Genomic DNA, 18,393 nt, shown 5'->3' with positions numbered 1-18,393 from the left:
GGGGGGAAAGGTCGTCTGAAAGTTGTTTAAAAAAATAGTAGGGTCAGTGCAGCATGGCAATGGCGGCGGACAGAAAAAACGGTGCGACAAGGGTCAGGATAAAGCCGCTGACGACGGCGTATTTGATGTATTCGGCGCGGCAGTTTTCTTTTACAAAGGGCAGGGCGGAGTCCATTGCCGCTGCGCCGGAAATGCCGATTGCCGCCATAGGCTGCTTTCGTCCGTAGAAATACAGGAAGACGATGCTGATCATTTCGCGGAAAAAATCGGTCATAAACGCTACCGCACCCATTTCGGGCGATACCGCTTTTCCAACCATAGGACCCGAAAGGGAGAACCAGCCGAAACCGCCCGACAATACCAGGCTTTGGGCAAACGAATAGGGCGAACATAGCGAAAAAACGAAACACGCGGCGGCGGTTGCAGCAACGGTCAGAAGCGGCAGCAGGAAAATCCTACGTCCGAATCCGCCAAGCTGGAAATGAACCAAGTCCATGCCAACCATGAAAATCAGCAGATAGAGGATATGGGTGCTGTCGATGGGCAGATTGCCGACCTGTCGCCCGAAAAAGGCAAATGCCGCGACACCCAAACCGAAAAAAGCAAAGGCTTTGAAACAGCCGTAAAAGGGTTTGATAAAGCTGCCCGATGGAGTGGGAGCAGTCGAGGCTTCGGGTTTGCGATAAAGCGCAATCAAGGTAAACGTGCTGATAATCAGTGCGAGCAGCAGGGCATATTTGACGATGTCCGCGCCCAGATTCGGGTTGGTAAAGACGCCGCCGAACTCATAGCCCATGAAAAAGAGCAGCAGCAGGACAATAAAGGACAAGGGTTTGAGTAGGACTTGTCGAAGGGGTGGTGCAAGAAATTTACCAGATAGGAAACCGGTAGATAACAATGCAAGAACAATAAAGATCGATGATAAAGATGATTCCATATTTATAACTCTCCAGTTGAAAATTATTGATTTGATATTAAATATTTTGTTTCGTAAGAGAGAAGTCAATTAATATCATTGTTCTTTGAGCAGGTTTGCCGGTTGCAGTTTGCGGCCGGTTTCGCATTTGATGTGGTCAATAAGGTCGATGGTGTCTTGGATTATTCGTTTTCTTCCTTATTTTTTTCAAAGGCTTCATGTTCTACGAGCAGCTTATAGTATTTTGGATAGAGCTTGGCAATGCGTTTACGGTTTTTTGGGGTACAGAATTTTGTCACCTCTTTGGGTTCATGAGATTGCGGATAGTGGGAAAACATTTCAGTCTGCTCTTGTTTGGTCATTTTTTTGACCGTTGGGCAGATAGGGGACATTGCTGATTTGCTGTTGACAAATCCAGCCATAGTCCATGCCAGCATCCCATTACGTTGAGTTTCCTCGTTTGTGTTTTTTTCACAAAACTCCATATCGTTATACATATCCAATGAATCACGAATGATTTGAATACACTCGTCATGTGTCATTTTTTTGATGAGAGAAATTTCGGCGTGCGCAGATAAGGCAGGGAGTAAGAGAACAAGAGGAATGAGTTTTTTCATGGTGTTAGTTGTATATTATGGATAAGTGAGAAAGGTTGATGTTGTTTATTGATGTTCAGATGACCTTGCCGATTGACAAGGCCGTCTGAAAATATGCTGATTCAAAGCGGAATCAGGAATCTTGTCGTACTTTCAAAACTGCTTGAACCACGTCTTCTACGGTACGCACATTGCGGAAGTCTTCGGCTTGCAGTTTGCGGCCGGTTTCGCGTTTGATGTGGTCGATGAGGTCGATGGCGTCGATGCTGTCGATTTCCAAATCTTCGTAGAGGTTGGTTTCGGGTTTGATGCGTTCCGGTTCGATTTCAAACAGGTTAACCAGTGCATCGGTCAGCAGGGCGCGTACTTCTTGTTCGGTCATCTTGTCTCTCCCTTATGCTTGGCGGCTCTTGACAAACTCGGCCAGAGTTTTGACGTTGGCGAAGTTTTCGCGCAGGTTGTCGTTTTCACCGTCGAGCTGGAAGCCGAAGGTTTTTTGTACGGCCAAACCAAGTTCCAATGCATCAACCGAATCCAGGCCCAAGCCGTCGTCGCCGAAAAGCGGATCTTCGCTGCCGATGTCGGCAACAGTAATGTCTTCCAGACCTAAGCTGTCGATGATTAATTGTTTGATTTGGTTTTCTAAATTGCTCATGTGGTTTTCCTTGTGAAATAGTCTTGCAGGTATTCGTTTAAACGGCGTGCGGCGATGGGCAGGGGTTTTTCTGCCAGCCATTCTTCCGGCAGGATGTCGTCGCCGACGGTAATTTCATAATGAATTTTTTGTGGCGGGATTTTGTACCACGGCTGCCCCTTTTTAAAATTGGGCGGCGTCATCTTGATGCACACGGGCGTGATGACTGATGCGCTGCGCAAACCGAGCGATACGGCGCCGCGGTGCATTTTAACCTGTCCGTCCCAACCTGTGCGCGTGCCTTCGGGGAAAATCAGCAGACTTTGCCCGCTTTTGAACACGGCGTCGATTTCTTCCAGCATTTCCATGCTTTCATCGTTGGGGATGTAGCCTGAAGCGATAATCTGGCTTTTCATGCTGGGGTTGTGCAACAGGTCTTTTTTAACCAGTACGTTTGGCTCGGAATAGTGGCTGATCAGCAAGACGACATCCAAAAGCGAGGGATGGTTGGCAAGAATGAGCTGGCCGGGTCTGCCGAGTTTTTCCAAGCCGTTGAAGCGGACACTCAATACGCCCGACCATTGCAGGTAGCCGACAAAGAAACGCCAAACTTTGCCTATCATGCGCCTTGCTTCAAGTTGGCGTTTGATGTCGCCTTTGGTCGATTTGAGCGTATAGGGCAAAAGTGCAATTTTGAACAATACGCCTGCAACGCCGAAAAGGATAAAGCCGAAGAGTGTGGCAAAAAAGCGACGGAAATAGTCTAAAGTCTTCATGCGTTTTTCTGCCAGTGCCAGTTTCTACCGATATAGTATTGCGTGTGTTGTCGGCCGTCTGAAAGCAGGAAGCGTATCCACTCCAAGCTGCTCCAATAGGGCTCGACTGTTGTATCGTTAGGATTTTCAGACGGCCTTGCGGATGTGGTTTCCAAGCTTAAGGTATAGTTTTCGCCTTTGGTGATGACCAGTGCCAATGCATAGGCAAACGGCGCACGTGTAGCCAAGACGGGATAGTCTTCAGACAAAGGATCATCGGCGACAATTACTAAAACGGATGGCGCGCCATCTTGCAAAAGCGCGAATGCCTCGGTCAGCGCGGTTTCAAAGGAATCGGCGGCAACGGCCAACGCGGTATGCTCGCTCATATCTTTACGCAACATCGACCATTGCCCAATCGTCGCGTTGTGGACGGACAGGCCGAATGAGGTCGGCGATACGGTATGCGTGTTCAAAAGCTCTTGCCACAATTCAAAGCTGCGGTTGCTTTCGCCGTCATGCGAAACGTACACCGGTACGCTTTCAGGATATTGGTCGGCCAGATTCCATGCGGCATCACAAACCAAGCGCGCCGCTTTTCCCAAGCGGCGGCGTTGCATAGGCGGCAAAAAGGAGAGCGCGGGTTTACACTCCGGCAGGGAGGCGGTATCGAGTTTTCCCTGCGCCCAGTCCTGCCATTGCTCCGGCGTACTGATTTTGCTGGAGGAGGCCTGCCATGCGGCGATATTGAAGCTGAAACGGCAAACGTTTTGAGGCATGATGTCTTTCAATGTTTTACATTTTCATACATTGTAATGAAATGGGTTAGTAAAAGCTAGGCTCTGTTATAATGCATATTGTAACGTAATTTATTCCCGGATGACATTTTATGCCTTCAATACCGAGTGCCCCGATTTATGATGTGGCTTCGCTGCTTCCGCACAGCGGACATATGGTGCTTATCGACTGTGTGAAAGAATTTGGTGATGACTACACGGTTTGCCGTGCGCCGGTTGGCGACAAGCATATTTTGCTGCAGGACGGCGTGTTGCCGTCTATGGCTTATATGGAATTGATGGCGCAGGGCATAGGCGCGTTTGCAGGCATTGAGGCTTTAAAGGCCGGAGAGCCTGTCCGTTTGGGTTTTTTATTGGGAACGCGCAAGCTGGATTTGTTTGCCGATTCCGTGCCTGTCGGTACTGAGCTGGAAGTCAGGGCGCATGTGTCCATTCAGGATTTGGGCGGCATGGGCGTATTTGATTGCGAGTTGCGCTGGACGGATGCGCCGGAAGATGTGAAGCATCTGTTGCCTCCGGACGGTTTGCTGGCAAAAGCTTCTTTAAATGTGTACAGTCCGAAAGACGGTCAAGTCATTTAAACCGTTTACAAGGCCGTCTGAAAAGACAAAGATTCAGACGGCCTGTCGATATAGTGAGAAAACGTATGAGTGAAACTATTTTAATTACAGGGTCTAATCGCGGTATCGGCAAAGCCGTCGCACTTGGTTTGGCGCAGGACGGCTTTGATATTGTCGTCCACTGCCGCAGCCGCCGTGATGAAGCGGAAGCTGTAGCGGATGAAGTCCGTGCGTTGGGTAGAAATGCGCGCGTGTTGCAGTTTGACGTGTCCGACCGCGAAGCCTGCCGTGAGATTTTGACTGCCGACATTGAGGCAAACGGCACATATTACGGCGTGGTGCTGAATGCCGGCCTAACGCGCGACAATGCGTTTCCTGCGTTTACAGATGACGATTGGGACTTGGTGCTGCGTACCAATTTGGACGGTTTTTATAATGTGTTGCACCCTTTGACCATGCCGATGATCCGCCGCCGTAAAGCAGGACGGATTGTGTGCATGGCGTCGGTGTCCGGTTTGACGGGCAACCGCGGTCAAGTCAATTACAGCGCGTCCAAAGCGGGCTTAATCGGCGCGGCAAAAGCGTTGGCGGTTGAGTTGGCAAAACGTAAAATTACCGTCAACTGCGTGGCACCGGGCCTTATCGATACCGATATTATCGATGAGAACGTGCCTGTCGAAGAAATCTTAAAGGCCGTCCCTGCCGCGCGTATGGGATTGCCCGAAGAAGTGGCGCATGCGGTGCGCTTTTTGATGGATGAAAAAGCGGCGTACATTACGCGCCAAGTGATTGCTGTGAACGGAGGTTTGTGTTGAATACCAGAAGAGTCGTAGTAACAGGTATCGGCGGTATTACCGCCTTCGGCCGTGATTGGCAAAGTATTCAGGCGGCCTTTAAAGCCGAAAAAAACGCAGTCAAACATATGGACTGGAGCGATCGCTTTCCTGAATTGGAAGCGCAACTGGGTGCGCCGATTGAAGGCTATTCTCCTCCCAAACATTGGACGCGCAAGCAGCTCAGAAGCATGGGGCGTGTATCGCATTTGTGTGTCGATGCGGCAGAACAAGCCCTGACGGATGCAGGCTTGTTGGGTGATGAAAGCATTACAGACGGCCGTATGGGCGTGGCGTGCGGTTCGTCTGTCGGTAGTACCCAAGACATCGGCGATTTGGGCGAGCTCTTGCTGACCGGCACATCACGCAATTTCAACGCCAATACTTATGTGCGCATGATGCCGCATACGACTGCCGCCAATATCGGCATTTTCTTCGGTTTGAAAGGTCGCATTATCCCGACTTCGAGCGCGTGTTCTTCCGGCAGCCAAGGCATTGGTTATGCCTACGAAGCGATTAAATACGGCCTGATTGATATGATGCTGGCCGGCGGCGGCGAAGAATTTTGTCCGTCCGAAGTTTATGTTTTCGATTCACTTTATGCCGCCAGCCGCCGCAACGGCGAACCTGAGCTGACGCCGCGCCCTTACGACAACGCTCGAGACGGCTTGGTCATCGGCGAAGGCGCAGGCATTTTTGTGTTGGAAGAATTGGAACACGCCAAACGACGCGGTGCGAAAATCTATGCCGAGCTTGTCGGCTATGGTGCCAACAGCGACGGCAGCCACGTTACCCAGCCGCAAAAAGAAACCATGCAGAAATGTATGGAGCTTGCGCTGAAAGACGCCGGTATTACGCCTGATAAAGTCGGCTATGTCAGCGGCCACGGTACGGCGACCGAAAAAGGCGATATTGCCGAAACATTGGCGACTGAGGCGGTATTTGGTTTTGTGCCGATGAGTTCGCAAAAAAGCTATCTCGGCCATACACTCGGCGCGTGCGGCGCATTGGAAGCCTGGTTTACCATTGAAATGATGAACAACGGCTGGTTTGCGCCGACTGTCAATTTGGAAAACATCGATCCGCGTTGCGGCAAGGTGGATTACATCCAAACTGGCGGACGTGAGATTCAAACCGATTATGTGGTCAGCAATAACTTTGCTTTTGGCGGCGTCAATACTTCGCTGGTGTTCAAACGTTGGCAAGAATAATCATTGCTTGATTTTATGATTAAAGGCCGTCTGAAACGTATCTTGAGTTTCAGACGGCCTTTATTTCATTTAGAGCTTGAGATGCTTGCGAATTTTATTCGTTTGTTTTCTTCTGATTTAAATCCACCAGCCTTGTTCCGGCCAAGAAGTCGTAGAGGAATTGGCGGTCGGGATGGAACAGGGCGAAGCCCCATGGCAGGATGAGCCAGATGAGCGCGGCTCCGAATGCGCCTTTGGGCGGTATATTGAGCAGATGACGCAATCCGGCGTAGGCAAGCAGGGGAATGAAAACAATAAAAATGCTGGCCCAAATAAAGCGCAGGCGCAGTTGAGGCAGGGGCGGCTGGGTGTCGTTTTTATCGGCTAAGCCGATTTTCCATGTTTGCATGGCGAGGGTTTGGCCTTTTTTGTGCCAGTTGGCGCGGAAGTAGAGCCACCATGCGTAGAACAGAATCAGGCAGGTTGTCAGCATGGACAGGCGCGTGGAAACGGGATTGAGAAAGATGGCGACAATACCGGCTGCAAGGGCGGCAATGCTGGTAACGGCGCCGGTCAGCAGAAGTTCGTAAACCAGTGCGGCGAGGCGGCGTTTGAGTGGGACGGTAGGAAGACGGGTCATAATGCGATGGAAACGGAAATGGGTTTGATGGAAATAAAAACAGGCCGTCTGAAACGGGATAGGATGTTCAGACGGCCTGTTACTGTCGGGATTAGCGATGTGGACGTTTTTGACCGCGTGCCTGTTGGGCAGCCATTTGGTTCATTTCCTGACGGGTCGGACGTTTTTTGAAGATGGCGTGCGCTTCGTCAACAGAACATTTTTGTGACAGGCAAACCAGGGTAATCGCGTCTTTTTGATGTTGGCCGCCGCTGTGGTACATACGGCGCAGGTTGGCTTCGTTGATACGGCCTTTTTCCGGGTCGATGTCGAATTTTTTCAGGCGCTCGAGGAATTGGCGTTGCTGACGGCGTGAAGTCCAAACGAAACCGCCTGCGGCAGCGGCCACGATGATGACGGCCAACAGAATGGCCAGCGGCCATGAATCGACAATCAGAACGATGATGAGGCTTAATACGGCAGTGGTCAGCAGGGCCAGACCGCCGATGCGAAGTTTGGTTTTATTATCCATATGGTTGGTGTTTCCTTGTTTTTTGCTGGAAGAGGCCGTCTGAAATGCGAGGTTCAGACGGCCTGAATTTGAGTTTACGCTATTTTACAGTATTTTCTGTTTTTGGGGCGTATTGCGTGCAAGTTTCTTGACGCGTGGCAACGGTTTCAAGCGGCCAGCGAGGTAACGAGCTGTTTGAACTCGGTCCATGCATCGCCTTCTTCCGCGCCTTTGATGATGCGGTCGATTTTGGCGCAGGTTTTGAGCGCGTCGAGCAGGCAGTTGATGGAAATGCGTTTGGCCGCCATCGGTGCAAGGGTCTGCTTGTCGCCCCATAAGCGCAGGCTGTTGCGCAGGCTTTGGATGTTTTGTCCCTGCTTGAGTGCGGCAGTCAGGCGGATTAGGGTGCGGATGTCTTCGGCAACTGCCCACAACAGCAAAACCGGCTCTTCGCCTTCTTCTTCCAAACCGTCCAGCAAACGGGAAACGCGCAGGGCATCGCCTTTCATCCATGCGCCTGCCAGTTGGAATACGTCGAAGCGGGCGACGGTGGCAACTGCGGCTTCTGCGTCGGCAATATTGATTAAATGGCCTTGAGGATGGAGCAGGGCGAGTTTTTCGATTTCCTGACGGGCGGCCAAAAGATTGCCTTCGACGCGCTCGGCAAAAAGGGCAAGTGCTTCAGGTTCGATATCCAAACCTTGCTGCTTCAGACGGCCCTGTATCCATTGCGGCAAAGCATGTGGCGCAACGGCTTTGGCTTCTAAGACGATGCCTTTGCCTGCCAATGCAGAAAACCATTTGGACTGGATTTGCGCTTTTTCAAGCTTGGGTAGGAGGATAAGCGTAACCGTATCTTCGGGCAGGCGTTCGGCGAAAGTTTGCAGGGCATCGCCTCCGTTTTTGCCGGGTTTGCCGTTGGGAATGTGGATTTCCAGCAGTTTCAAATCGGCAAACAAACCTGCGCTGCCGGCACTTTGCAACAGCTCGTTCCAGTCAAAATTGTTTTCGGCGGTATAGACTTCGCGGTTGAGATAGCCTTGTTTTTTTGCGGCTGCGCGCAGCGTATCCAAAGCCTCGATGCGCAATAAATCCTCTTCGCCGTGGATGATATACAACGGTTTGAGCGGCGTATCGGGGCGCAGGCTCTCAATGGGCGCGGCAGCCATTATTGCGCTTTCAGGAAAGTCATGCGGCGGACGATCTGATCTGCGGCGTCGATGCGCATTTCAGACCAAATGGTTTCTTCCTCTTCCTGTTTGCCCAAAACTTCGCTGTCGGCGTAGTCCATGGTGCGGTGAACCTTAACTTCCATCGGTTCGCCAACCGGCTCGCCGTTGCGGAAGGCTTGGGCTTTGACGGTCATGGCCAGCAGGTATTCGTTGATTGCGGCGGCGCGGGTGATGGTGTAGATATCGCGGCGTTTTTGAAAGTCGACAACGCGCAGGGTGATTTGTGATTCGGCTTCGCTAACCGGATGGCCGTCGGCACGGCGTAAGGCATTTTCCAGCGCTTTTTGCATGACGGCTCCGCCTTCTACATGCCAGTTTTGATAAGGCAGAGGCTGTGAAGTTACGCCAGTGCCTTTCAGGTGGAAACCGCAAGAGGCAAGCAATAGGGCGAGTGCAGGCAATAGGATTTTTTTCATTGGATATTCCTTCGTTGAAACCGGTTACGGTATCGTCGGATTATAACGAATAATGTTTAGGCCGTCTGAAACCGTAAACGGAAAGTATTTCAGACGGCCTTGTCTTTGATGGCGAAAATCTTATTTTCCCAACCAAATCAGGCTGACCATGCGGCCGGTTTGTCCGTCGCGGCGGTAGGAGAAGAAAGTATCGCGTTCCAAGACGGTGCAATGGGTGCCTCCATAAATCATGTTCACGCCTTCGCGGTGCAGAACCATGCGTGCCAAAGCGTAAATGTCGGCAAGGTATTTGCCGCCGCCGATGTCTTCAAACGCATCGACAGCTTCCGGCATGGGTGTGCAAAATGCATCAAATACATCTTGTCCCACCTCAAACGCATCAGGGCCGATGGCAGGCGCGAGATAGGCCATGATTTCCAACGGCTCGACATTCATTGCCGCAATGGTATTTTGCAAAACGCCGCCGGCCAAACCGCGCCAACCTGCATGAGCCACCGCAACAACGGTCCCTGCTTTGTCGCAAAACAAGACAGGCAGGCAATCGGCAGTCATTGAAGCGCAGGCGACCGTGCCCGTTGTATCCACCGAGGCATCGGCGTCGGGTGTATTTCCTAACGCTTCGGCTGCGTTCACAACAATGGTGCTGTGGATTTGATTAAGGTAGGCAACGGGCAGGCCGACTTGTTCCTGCACGATTTCGCGGTTGCGGAGCACGGCTTCCAGATTGTCGCCGACGTGCGAACCGACATTTAGGCTGCGGTACACACCTTCGCTGACACCGCCGTTGCGTGTGGTAATAAGCGTTTTAACATTGGTAGGGGCAGGCCAGTCGGCAGTCAAAAAATTCTTGCCTTGCGGGGCAAGGTTTAGGGTATCTGTGATGGTTTTCATAATCTTTGAATCGCTGAATATTGGAACGGATTGATTTCAGACGGCCTCAAATAATATTTTAGGCCGTCTGAAACTATGGGTTTAATCCCTTACATAAACGACTTCGACATCGTAGTCGTCTTCATTCCAATCATCGTCATCGTCTGTGCCGAATTTTTCTTGCCATTCTTCCTCATTACTTAAAGACGAATCCAAACCGGCTTCCAGACGCAGGACGGAAAGCAGGTGGTACATATCGTCAGGCATAGGCGCTTCAAAGGAAACGGCTTCGCCGGTTTTCGGGTGTACAAAGCTCAAGCGGTAGGCATGTAGGGCTTGGCGAGCGCCGAGGGCTTTGATGGCTTCTTTAACTGCGTCGCTGCATGGATGGCGCAGGTTGCCGTAAACAGGGTCGGCGGCCAGCGGATGGTTGGCTTCGCGCATATGAACGCGGATTTGGTGGGTGCGGCCGGTTTCGAGCGAGCATTCGATGTAGCTGTGTGCCAGATAACGTTCCAACACTTTGACATGGGTAATGGCAGGTTTGCCGCCGAATTTGACGACTGCCATTTTCAGGCGGTTGTGCGGATCGCGGCCGATTTGGGTTTCAATTTTGCCGTCAAAAGGAACGATGCCGTTGGCGACTGCACGGTAAATGCGTTTGACTGTGCGCTCTTGAAGCTGTTGAACTAATGAATTTTGCGCCGGCAAGGTCTTGGCAACCACCATCAGGCCGCTGGTTTCTTTGTCCAAACGGTGTACGATGCCCGCACGCGGCACTTGACTTAATTCGGGACAGTGCGCCAGCAGTCCGTTGAGCAGGGTGCCGCTCCAGTTGCCTGCGGCAGGGTGGACGACCAATCCGGCCGGTTTGTTGATGACGATGACGGTATCGTCTTCATAAATAATGTCCAAATCCATCGGTTCGGGCGTGAACGCGAGGTTTTCTTCGCTCGGACGTACCGTAACGGCAATCAATTCACCGCCTATCATTTTATCTTTGGGTTGCGCGGGCTTATCGTTTACAATGACTGCACCCTCTTTAATCCACGAACTCAGGCGGCTGCGCGAGTAGTCGGGCATGAGTTTGGCCAATACGGCATCCAGCCTTCCGCCCGCCATTTCGAGCGGAACGGTCAAATTAACACAACTTTCTGTTTCAGGGGATGACGGAAAGTCTAAATCATCGCTATAATCGGCTTCGTTATCAAAGGAAGTATTCTGCATGAAAAAAATTCTTTTAGTAGTTTCTTTAGGTTTGGCACTGAGTGCCTGCGCAAATAAAGGCACAATCGATAAAGACGCCCAAATTACTCAAGATTGGAGTGTGGAAAAGCTTTATGCCGAAGCGCAAGACGAGTTGAACAGCAACAATTATACGCGAGCTGTCAAGTTATACGAAATTTTAGAGTCCCGTTTTCCAAACGGCCGCTATGCCCAGCAGTCCCAGTTGGATACGGCGTATGCCTATTATAAAGACGATGAGCCGGAAAAAGCCTTGGCTGCCATTGCGCGCTTCCAACGCCATCATCCGCAACATCCGAATATGGACTACGCGCTGTACTTGAAAGGTCTGGTCCTGTTTAACGAAGACCAGTCTTTCTTGAACAAGCTGGCTTCCCAAGACTGGTCCGACCGCGACCCGAAAGCCAACCGCGATGCTTATCAGGCGTTTGCCGAGTTGGTTCAACGTTATCCAAACAGCAAATACGCTGCTGATGCAACCGAGCGTATGGCCAAGCTGGTGGACGCTTTGGGTGGTAACGAGATATCTGTGGCGCGTTATTACATGAAACGCGGTGCTTATGTCGCAGCGGCCAACCGTGCGCAAAAAATCGTCAGCCGTTACCAAAATACCCGTTACGTCGAAGAAGCTTTGGCGATGATGGAATTGGCGTATAAAAAACTGGATAAGCCGCAACTGGCTGCCGATACACGCCGTGTTTTGGAAACCAACTTCCCGCAAAGCCCGTTCTTGCAACACGAATGGCGATCTGACGATATGCCTTGGTGGCGTTACTGGCGCTAAGCGTCGAGTTGTTTAGGCATGAATAAGGCCGTCTGAAAATGATGCAGCTATGCATTTGGTTTTCAGACGGCCTTTGTTTTTAATGTTTTTTTACGTTCTCTGTAAACAGGGTGCAAAATTCGTTTTAATATGGTAAAGTCTGATTTTAATAACTTGACGGTTCGAAGCCGTTACTCAGGGGCTGTTTAAATTTAAAATCAGTTTTGTTGAAGCCGCATCGGATTTGCCGTTGACGCATTCAGGAAAATTTCAGTCGTCAGGCTGATTTGGTTTTAAATTTAAGCAGCCCTTTATGTTTACAAAAAAAAACAGAGGTAGATTCTCATGAAGTCTTGGCAGCTTCCTGAACACGTTGCCGACGTGTTACCGACCAATGCCCGACAACTGGAAAGCGCCCGTGAGCAGCTGTTGGCTTTGTTTCGCGTGCATGGTTATGAATTGGTGCAACCGCCATTGATGGAATACAGCCATTCCTTATTGACGCATATCGATGCCGGTTTGTCTTTGAAAACCATTTTGGTCGTCGATCAGCTTAGCGGCCGTCAGCTCGGTATCCGCGCGGATATTACGCCGCAGGTAGCGCGTATCGATGCCCACTTGCTTTCTGCCAACCAAGGTATCAACCGTTTATGCTACGCCGGTTCGGTACTTCATGCGCGTCCTGACGGATTGCTCAATATGCGCGAACCTTTGCAGGCGGGTGCGGAAATGTACGGCTTGGAAGGCATTGAAGCGGATATCGAATTGATTGATTTGATGCTGAAAAGCATGAAGATTGCCGACATGGGCGAAGTTTTGCTTTCATTAGGCCATATCGGCGTATTCCGTGCTTTAGCAAATGCCGCGCATTTGGATGAGCAGCAATCGGCAATCCTGCTGTCATCGATGCAGGACAAAGATGCCGAGGCTGTCAGCCAGTTGGTCAAAGAGTGGAAACTTGACGGCATGTGGGCAAAAGCGTTTTCATTGTTGCCCCGATTGTATGGCGGTCGTGAAGTGCTGACTGTGGCTAGAGAGAAATTACCCGAATTGTCCGCAGTCAGTGTGGCTTTGGATGAATTGCAGGCAGTATGCGATGCGTTCCCAAATCAAAAAGTGCATATCGATTTGTCGGAACTGCGCGTTGACAATTACCATACCGGCTTGATTTACGCGGCTTATGGTTCAAACCGTCATGATGCCGTGGCACGCGGCGGCCGTTATGACGGATTGGGCGGATACTTCGGACGCGCGCGTCCTGCAGCCGGATTCAGTTTTGATTTGCGCAGCTTCATCGGCCGCCTTCCTGCTATCGGACGGGAGTCCGTGGTGGCTGTCGATGTAAAAGACATGCCTGCGGCTCAAGAAGCGGTAGATGCTTTGCGCGAACAAGGACAATGTGTCGTTATCGATTACGGTATCGGCTATAACGGTTCGGAAGAGGTTACAGGCCGTCTGAAACAGGTAGACGGCGTTTGGAAAGTAATCGCTTTGAACGATTGAGTTTTATTTTGAAATTTTGTATCTGAAATAAGGTTAGATGGCTATGGCTAAAAATGTTGTCGTAATCGGTGCCCAATGGGGTGATGAAGGCAAAGGTAAGATTGTTGACTGGCTGGCGGAAGAAGCCAGCGGTGTTGTACGTTTCCAAGGCGGCCACAATGCCGGCCATACTTTGGTCGTCGGTGGCAAAAAAACCATTTTGCGCCTGATTCCAAGCGGCATTTTGCATGAGACTTTGGACTGCTTCATCGGCTCAGGTGTTGTCGTTTCTCCTGAAGCATTGTTGGGTGAAATCGACGAATTGAACTCTGCCGGTGTGAAAAACGTTGAAGGCCGTCTGAAAATTGCGCCGACCTGCCCATTGATTCTGCCTTACCACATTGCGCTTGACCAAGCACGCGAAGCTTCCCGCGGTAAAAGCAAAATTGGTACAACCGGTCGCGGCATCGGCCCGGCTTATGAAGATAAAGTTGCCCGTCGCGCGATTCGCGTGGTGGACTTGTTACACCCTGAAAAACTGGTTGAAAAACTGGAAGCTGTTTTGGCTTATTACAATGTCCAGTTGCAACACCTGCACAATGCCGAGCCGGTAAAAGTTGAAGATGTGATGGCGGTCATTGAAAAAGTTGCACCGCGCATTACGCCGATGATTACCGATGTTTCCCGTGTTTTGAACGAGAAAAACCGCAAAGGCGAAAGCCTGTTGTTTGAAGGTGCTCAAGGTACGTTGCTGGATATCGACTACGGTACTTATCCGTTTGTCACTTCCTCCAACTGCTTGGCTGGTGCAGCTTCTGCCGGTGCAGGCGTAGGTCCGCAAATGCTGGATTACGTTTTGGGTATCGTTAAAGCCTATACCACTCGCGTGGGTTCCGGTCCATTCCCGACTGAATTGTTTGACGAAGTGGGCGCAGGCTTGGCTGAACGCGGCCATGAATTCGGTTCTGTAACCGGTCGTGCGCGTCGTTGTGGCTGGTTTGATGCGGCTGCTCTGAAACGCTCTATTCAAGTTAACGGCATTTCCGGCATGTGCATTACCAAGCTGGACGTGATGGATGGTATTGAAAACATCAATATCTGTGTAGGTTATGAATTGCCTGATGGCAGCAAAACCGACATTCTGCCTTGCGGCTCTGATGCGGTAGAAACCTGCAAACCGATTTATGAAACTATGCCGGGTTGGAGCGAGTCGACTTTCGGCGTGAAAGAGTACGACAAGCTGCCTGAAAACGCTAAAGCTTATCTGAAACGGATTGAAGAAGTTTGCGGTGCGCCTGTGGCTATTGTTTCAACCGGTCCTGATCGCGAAGAAACCATTGTTTTGCATCACCCGTTTGCTTGATTGATTAAGTGAATAAAAGGCCGTCTGAATTTTCAGACGGCCTTTTATATAAATGCAATAAACATTCAGCCCTGAAGGACGTCTGTCTTCAGGGCTGAATTTTGTATTTTACGCCGTTTTTTAACGCGAGTGTTTGGAAACTGAGATGTAGTGACAAGTAACAATTATTCTCATTGATGTAAGTCAAGGAAAGGCTAGTCTGTAATTTTATTTCAAGGAAACCCCTGTAAATGGAAGGGTATTAGTGCTATCCTTTCAGAAAATTTACGGTCTATATTTTCAATAAAATTAGGAGCTTGATATGTCAAATGATGTTCAGCAACGTCCAGCCGCTTGGGAAGGTTTTACTGGCGGTAACTGGGAAACCAACGTAGATGTTCGCGATTTTATTCAGAAAAACTACACGCCTTATGAAGGCGATGCCTCTTTCTTGGCACCTGCAACCGAAGCCACAACCAAACTGTGGTCAGATGTATTGGAAGGCATTAAAGTAGAAAACCGTACGCACGAGCCGTACAAAATCGACGCACAAATCATATCCGGTATTACCAGCCACGCTCCAGGCTACATCAACAAAGATTTGGAAACCATTGTCGGCCTGCAAACAGACGAGCCTTTGAAACGCTCTATCATGCCGTTTGGCGGTTTGAAAATGGTGCAAGACGCGTGCAAAGTGTACAACGTTGAGTTGAACCCTGAAGTCAGCGAAATTTTCACTAAATACCGCAAAACCCATAACCAAGGCGTGTTTGACGTTTACACTCCCGACATCCGCCGTTGCCGTAAATCAGGTGTGATTACCGGCCTGCCGGATGCTTATGGCCGTGGCCGTATTATCGGTGACTACCGTCGTGTTGCATTGTACGGTATCGACTTCTTGATGAAAGACAAACTCAACCAGTTCAACTCACTGCAAGCCGATTTGGAAAACGGCGTGGACTTGGAAGAAGTGATCCGCCGCCGCGAAGAAATCAATGACCAATACAAAGCATTGAGCCAAATGAAAGAAATGGCGGCTTCTTACGGCTACGATATTTCCGGCCCTGCAAAAAATGCACAAGAAGCCATCCAATGGACTTACTTTGCCTACCTTGCCGCCGTTAAATCTCAAAACGGCGCAGCGATGTCCTTCGGCCGTGTGTCTTCGTTCTTGGATATTTATATCGAACGCGACCTGAAAAACGGTGTGATTACCGAAACCCAAGCGCAAGAATTTATCGACCACTTGGTGATGAAACTGCGTATGGTCCGTTTCCTGCGTACGCCCGAATATGACCAACTCTTCTCCGGCGACCCGATTTGGGCAACCGAATCCATCGGCGGTATGGGCTTGGATGGCCGTACCTTGGTAACCCGCACCAACTTCCGCGTGCTGCATACCCTGTACAACATGGGCCCGTCTCCTGAGCCAAACATCACTGTATTGTGGTCAGAACAACTGCCGCAAGGCTTTAAAGAATTCTGCGCCAAAGTATCCATCGATACTTCGTCCATCCAATACGAAAACGATGATTTGATGCGCCCTGACTTCAACAGCGACGACTACGCCATTGCCTGCTGCGTCAGCCCGATGGTGGTCGGCAAACAAATGCAGTTCTTCGGCGCACGCGCCAACTTGGCTAAAACTCTGCTGTACGCAATCAACGGCGGCGTGGACGAGAAATCTAAAGAGCAAGTTGGTCCGAAAACCGAGCCGATTATGGACGAAGTTTTGGACTACGACACTGTCTTTGAGCGCATGGACAAATTCATGGATTGGTTGGCAACCCAATACGTTACCGCGCTGAACATCATTCACTACATGCACGACAAATACAGCTACGAAGCTGCATTGATGGCATTGCATGACCGTGATGTGATCCGTACGATGGCTTGCGGTATTGCCGGTCTGTCTGTGGCTGCCGACTCATTGTCCGCCATTAAGTACGCCAAAGTGAAACCGATTCGTGACGAAAATGGCATTGCCGTTGACTTCGAAATCGAAGGCGAATACCCACAATTTGGTAACAACGACGACCGCGTTGACGATATTGCTTGCGATTTGGTTGAACGTTTCATGAAAAAAGTGGCAACCCACAAAACTTACCGCAACGCCACTCCGACTCAGTCCGTACTGACCATTACTTCCAACGTTGTTTACGGTAAGAAAACCGGTAATACTCCAGACGGCCGCCGTGCAGGCGCTCCGTTTGGTCCGGGTGCAAACCCAATGCACGGCCGTGACGTCAACGGTGCAGTCGCTTCATTGACTTCCGTAGCCAAACTGCCATTTGAGTTTGCCAAAGACGGTATTTCTTATACCTTCTCCATTATTCCTGGCGCGTTGGGTAAAGACGAGCATTCTCGCGAACGCAACCTTGCCGGTTTGATGGACGGCTATTTCCACCATGAAGACGGTATTTTGGAAGGCGGTCAACATTTGAACGTCAACGTATTGAATCGTGAGACTTTGGAAGATGCGATGCACAATCCGGAGAAATATCCGCAGTTGACCATTCGTGTGTCTGGTTATGCGGTTCGCTTCAACTCGTTGACCCGCGAACAACAGCTTGACGTGATTACCCGTACATTCACAGAAACCATGTAATCCGGGTGGAGAAACAAACCAGAAGCTATATTTGCATTTGGTTTGTTTTGAAACAAAGCTCCAAGGCCGTCTGAAATGTTCAGACGGCCTTTATTATCGTACAATCCATATAAGCAAAAACATTTTTGAGCCGAACACTATGTCCACGACTTTTGCCATTACCCCCGAGCCGGCACTGAAAGACCTTGGCCACCGTCACTATAACGGCAAAGGCATTATTCATTCGATTGAATCTTGCGGTGCTGTCGATGGTCCGGGTTTGCGCTACGTGCTCTTTTTGCAAGGTTGCCTGATGCGTTGTCTTTATTGCCATAATCGTGATACTTGGGATTTTCATACCGAGCAGGCGCAGGAATTGGATGTGGCAACCGTGATGAAGCAAGTCATGACCTATCGTCATTATCTGCGTGCGACAGGCGGAGGCGTAACGGCAACCGGCGGCGAGCCATTATTGCAATATGAGTTTGTACGCGATTGGTTTACGGCCTGTCGGGAACACGATATCCATACCTGTCTTGACAGCAATGGCTATGCTTTGCACTATGATTCGATTTTGGATGATTTGCTCGATCATACCAATTTGGTCATGCTTGACTTGAAACAAATCGATCCTGAAATTCATAAAGTACTCGTCGGTATTCCCAATACCAAAACGCTGAAATTTGCGCGTTATCTTGCCGAACGCAATCAGCCGACGCGTGTGCGTTATGTGGTTGTTCCCGGTTATACCGATGATGAGCGATCGGCGCATTTATTGGGCGAGTTTATCGGTGATATGGATAATGTCGAAATGGTCGAGCTTTTGCCGTATCACGAATTGGGCGCACATAAATGGGCTTTGTGCGGTGACGAATACAAGTTAAAAGGCGTACATCCACCGCCCAAAGAAACCATTTTGAAAATCAAAGAAATATTAGAGAGCTACGGAAAAAACATTATTTATTAAAACAGAAAAAGGCCGTCTGAAACGAAATAATCAGTTTCAGACGGCCTTATATATTGCGTTCCATCAGGGGCGCATATT

General features: G+C 50.1%; 20 protein-coding genes. 8 read left to right on the top strand and 12 right to left on the bottom strand.

Annotation, left to right across the window (positions count from 1 at the left end; genetic code table 11):
- Window positions 1-43 precede the first annotated feature (43 nt).
- The 6 genes from HMPREF2865_RS04745 to HMPREF2865_RS04715 all read right to left on the bottom strand — a co-directional run bounded on the left by HMPREF2865_RS04745 (window position 44) and on the right by HMPREF2865_RS04715 (window position 3,680).
- Window positions 44-829 (bottom strand): LysO family transporter, encoded by a 786-nt coding sequence (locus HMPREF2865_RS04745; protein ID WP_070645940.1) that lies wholly within the window; start codon window positions 827-829, stop codon window positions 44-46.
- Between the two features lie 269 nt (window positions 830-1,098).
- Window positions 1,099-1,533, bottom strand: a complete 435-nt coding sequence (locus HMPREF2865_RS04735; RefSeq protein WP_070645938.1) for a hypothetical protein — start codon at window positions 1,531-1,533, stop codon at window positions 1,099-1,101.
- A 112-nt stretch (window positions 1,534-1,645) separates the two neighbouring features.
- Window positions 1,646-1,894 carry an acyl carrier protein gene (locus tag HMPREF2865_RS04730; protein ID WP_070645936.1) on the bottom strand — a complete coding sequence of 83 codons (249 nt, stop codon included), beginning with the start codon at window positions 1,892-1,894 and terminating at the stop codon, window positions 1,646-1,648.
- Between the two features lie 12 nt (window positions 1,895-1,906).
- Window positions 1,907-2,167 (bottom strand): phosphopantetheine-binding protein, encoded by a 261-nt coding sequence (locus HMPREF2865_RS04725; RefSeq protein ID WP_003680822.1) that lies wholly within the window; start codon window positions 2,165-2,167, stop codon window positions 1,907-1,909.
- A complete protein-coding gene (locus HMPREF2865_RS04720; protein ID WP_049344240.1) occupies window positions 2,164-2,922 on the bottom strand; it encodes a lysophospholipid acyltransferase family protein in 759 nt (252 codons plus the stop codon). The genes HMPREF2865_RS04725 and HMPREF2865_RS04720 overlap by 4 nt, the downstream gene beginning before the upstream one ends.
- On the bottom strand, window positions 2,919-3,680 hold the full coding sequence (locus HMPREF2865_RS04715; RefSeq protein ID WP_070645934.1) for a beta-ketoacyl synthase chain length factor: 762 nt from the start codon (window positions 3,678-3,680) through the stop codon (window positions 2,919-2,921). Before HMPREF2865_RS04715 ends, HMPREF2865_RS04720 begins: the two co-directional genes overlap by 4 nt.
- A gap of 110 nt (window positions 3,681-3,790) precedes the next feature.
- Here HMPREF2865_RS04715 and HMPREF2865_RS04710 point away from each other — a divergent pair, with 110 nt between their 5' ends.
- The 3 genes from HMPREF2865_RS04710 (at window position 3,791) to HMPREF2865_RS04700 (ending at window position 6,302) form a co-directional block, all read left to right on the top strand.
- Window positions 3,791-4,279, top strand: a complete 489-nt coding sequence (locus HMPREF2865_RS04710) for a hotdog family protein (RefSeq protein ID WP_049336784.1) — start codon at window positions 3,791-3,793, stop codon at window positions 4,277-4,279.
- Window positions 4,280-4,344: 65 nt separating this feature from the next.
- Window positions 4,345-5,073, top strand: a complete 729-nt coding sequence (gene fabG, locus HMPREF2865_RS04705; RefSeq protein ID WP_070645932.1) for a 3-oxoacyl-ACP reductase FabG — start codon at window positions 4,345-4,347, stop codon at window positions 5,071-5,073.
- Window positions 5,067-6,302: a beta-ketoacyl-ACP synthase gene (locus tag HMPREF2865_RS04700; protein WP_070645930.1), complete on the top strand. Its 1,236-nt coding sequence runs from the start codon at window positions 5,067-5,069 to the stop codon at window positions 6,300-6,302. The genes fabG and HMPREF2865_RS04700 overlap by 7 nt, the downstream gene beginning before the upstream one ends.
- A 94-nt stretch (window positions 6,303-6,396) precedes the next feature.
- On the opposite strand, the gene HMPREF2865_RS04695 is transcribed toward HMPREF2865_RS04700, so the two are convergent.
- From HMPREF2865_RS04695 to rluD, 6 genes are all read right to left on the bottom strand, one after another.
- Window positions 6,397-6,921 carry an RDD family protein gene (locus tag HMPREF2865_RS04695; RefSeq protein WP_070645928.1) on the bottom strand — a complete coding sequence of 175 codons (525 nt, stop codon included), beginning with the start codon at window positions 6,919-6,921 and terminating at the stop codon, window positions 6,397-6,399.
- 91 nt (window positions 6,922-7,012) lie between these two features.
- Window positions 7,013-7,432: a hypothetical protein gene (locus HMPREF2865_RS04690; RefSeq protein WP_003746427.1), complete on the bottom strand. Its 420-nt coding sequence runs from the start codon at window positions 7,430-7,432 to the stop codon at window positions 7,013-7,015.
- A 146-nt stretch (window positions 7,433-7,578) separates the two neighbouring features.
- Window positions 7,579-8,580 (bottom strand): DNA polymerase III subunit delta, encoded by a 1,002-nt coding sequence (gene holA / locus HMPREF2865_RS04685; RefSeq protein ID WP_070645926.1) that lies wholly within the window; start codon window positions 8,578-8,580, stop codon window positions 7,579-7,581.
- Window positions 8,580-9,059: an LPS-assembly lipoprotein LptE gene (lptE, locus tag HMPREF2865_RS04680; RefSeq protein ID WP_070645923.1), complete on the bottom strand. Its 480-nt coding sequence runs from the start codon at window positions 9,057-9,059 to the stop codon at window positions 8,580-8,582. Before lptE ends, holA begins: the two co-directional genes overlap by 1 nt.
- A 120-nt stretch (window positions 9,060-9,179) precedes the next feature.
- Window positions 9,180-9,950, bottom strand: coding sequence for a peptidoglycan editing factor PgeF (pgeF, locus tag HMPREF2865_RS04675; RefSeq protein WP_070645921.1), 771 nt, complete (start codon window positions 9,948-9,950; stop codon window positions 9,180-9,182).
- Between the two features lie 81 nt (window positions 9,951-10,031).
- A complete protein-coding gene (gene rluD, locus HMPREF2865_RS04670; RefSeq protein ID WP_070645919.1) occupies window positions 10,032-11,156 on the bottom strand; it encodes a 23S rRNA pseudouridine(1911/1915/1917) synthase RluD in 1,125 nt (374 codons plus the stop codon).
- Here rluD and HMPREF2865_RS04665 point away from each other — a divergent pair.
- The 5 genes from HMPREF2865_RS04665 to pflA all read left to right on the top strand — a co-directional run bounded on the left by HMPREF2865_RS04665 (window position 11,155) and on the right by pflA (window position 18,315).
- Window positions 11,155-11,958, top strand: a complete 804-nt coding sequence (locus tag HMPREF2865_RS04665; RefSeq protein ID WP_003680807.1) for an outer membrane protein assembly factor BamD — start codon at window positions 11,155-11,157, stop codon at window positions 11,956-11,958. The genes rluD and HMPREF2865_RS04665 overlap by 2 nt on opposite strands.
- Before the next feature lie 324 nt (window positions 11,959-12,282).
- Window positions 12,283-13,440 (top strand): ATP phosphoribosyltransferase regulatory subunit, encoded by a 1,158-nt coding sequence (locus HMPREF2865_RS04660; RefSeq protein ID WP_070645917.1) that lies wholly within the window; start codon window positions 12,283-12,285, stop codon window positions 13,438-13,440.
- A 43-nt stretch (window positions 13,441-13,483) separates the two neighbouring features.
- Window positions 13,484-14,782, top strand: coding sequence for an adenylosuccinate synthase (locus HMPREF2865_RS04655; protein WP_070645915.1), 1,299 nt, complete (start codon window positions 13,484-13,486; stop codon window positions 14,780-14,782).
- 301 nt (window positions 14,783-15,083) lie between these two features.
- Window positions 15,084-17,369: a formate C-acetyltransferase gene (pflB, locus tag HMPREF2865_RS04650; protein WP_070645913.1), complete on the top strand. Its 2,286-nt coding sequence runs from the start codon at window positions 15,084-15,086 to the stop codon at window positions 17,367-17,369.
- A 139-nt stretch (window positions 17,370-17,508) separates the two neighbouring features.
- The gene (gene pflA, locus HMPREF2865_RS04645) at window positions 17,509-18,315 is read left to right on the top strand and encodes a pyruvate formate lyase 1-activating protein (protein ID WP_070646155.1); all 807 of its coding nucleotides are present in this window, start codon (window positions 17,509-17,511) and stop codon (window positions 18,313-18,315) included.
- Window positions 18,316-18,393: the final 78 nt, after the last annotated feature.

Source organism: Neisseria sp. HMSC073G10, assembly GCF_001812605.1.
GTDB lineage: Bacteria > Pseudomonadota > Gammaproteobacteria > Burkholderiales > Neisseriaceae > Neisseria > Neisseria subflava_A.
The sequence above is the reverse complement of the archived record's forward strand: the minus strand, read 5'-3'. Positions and strand labels throughout refer to the sequence as shown.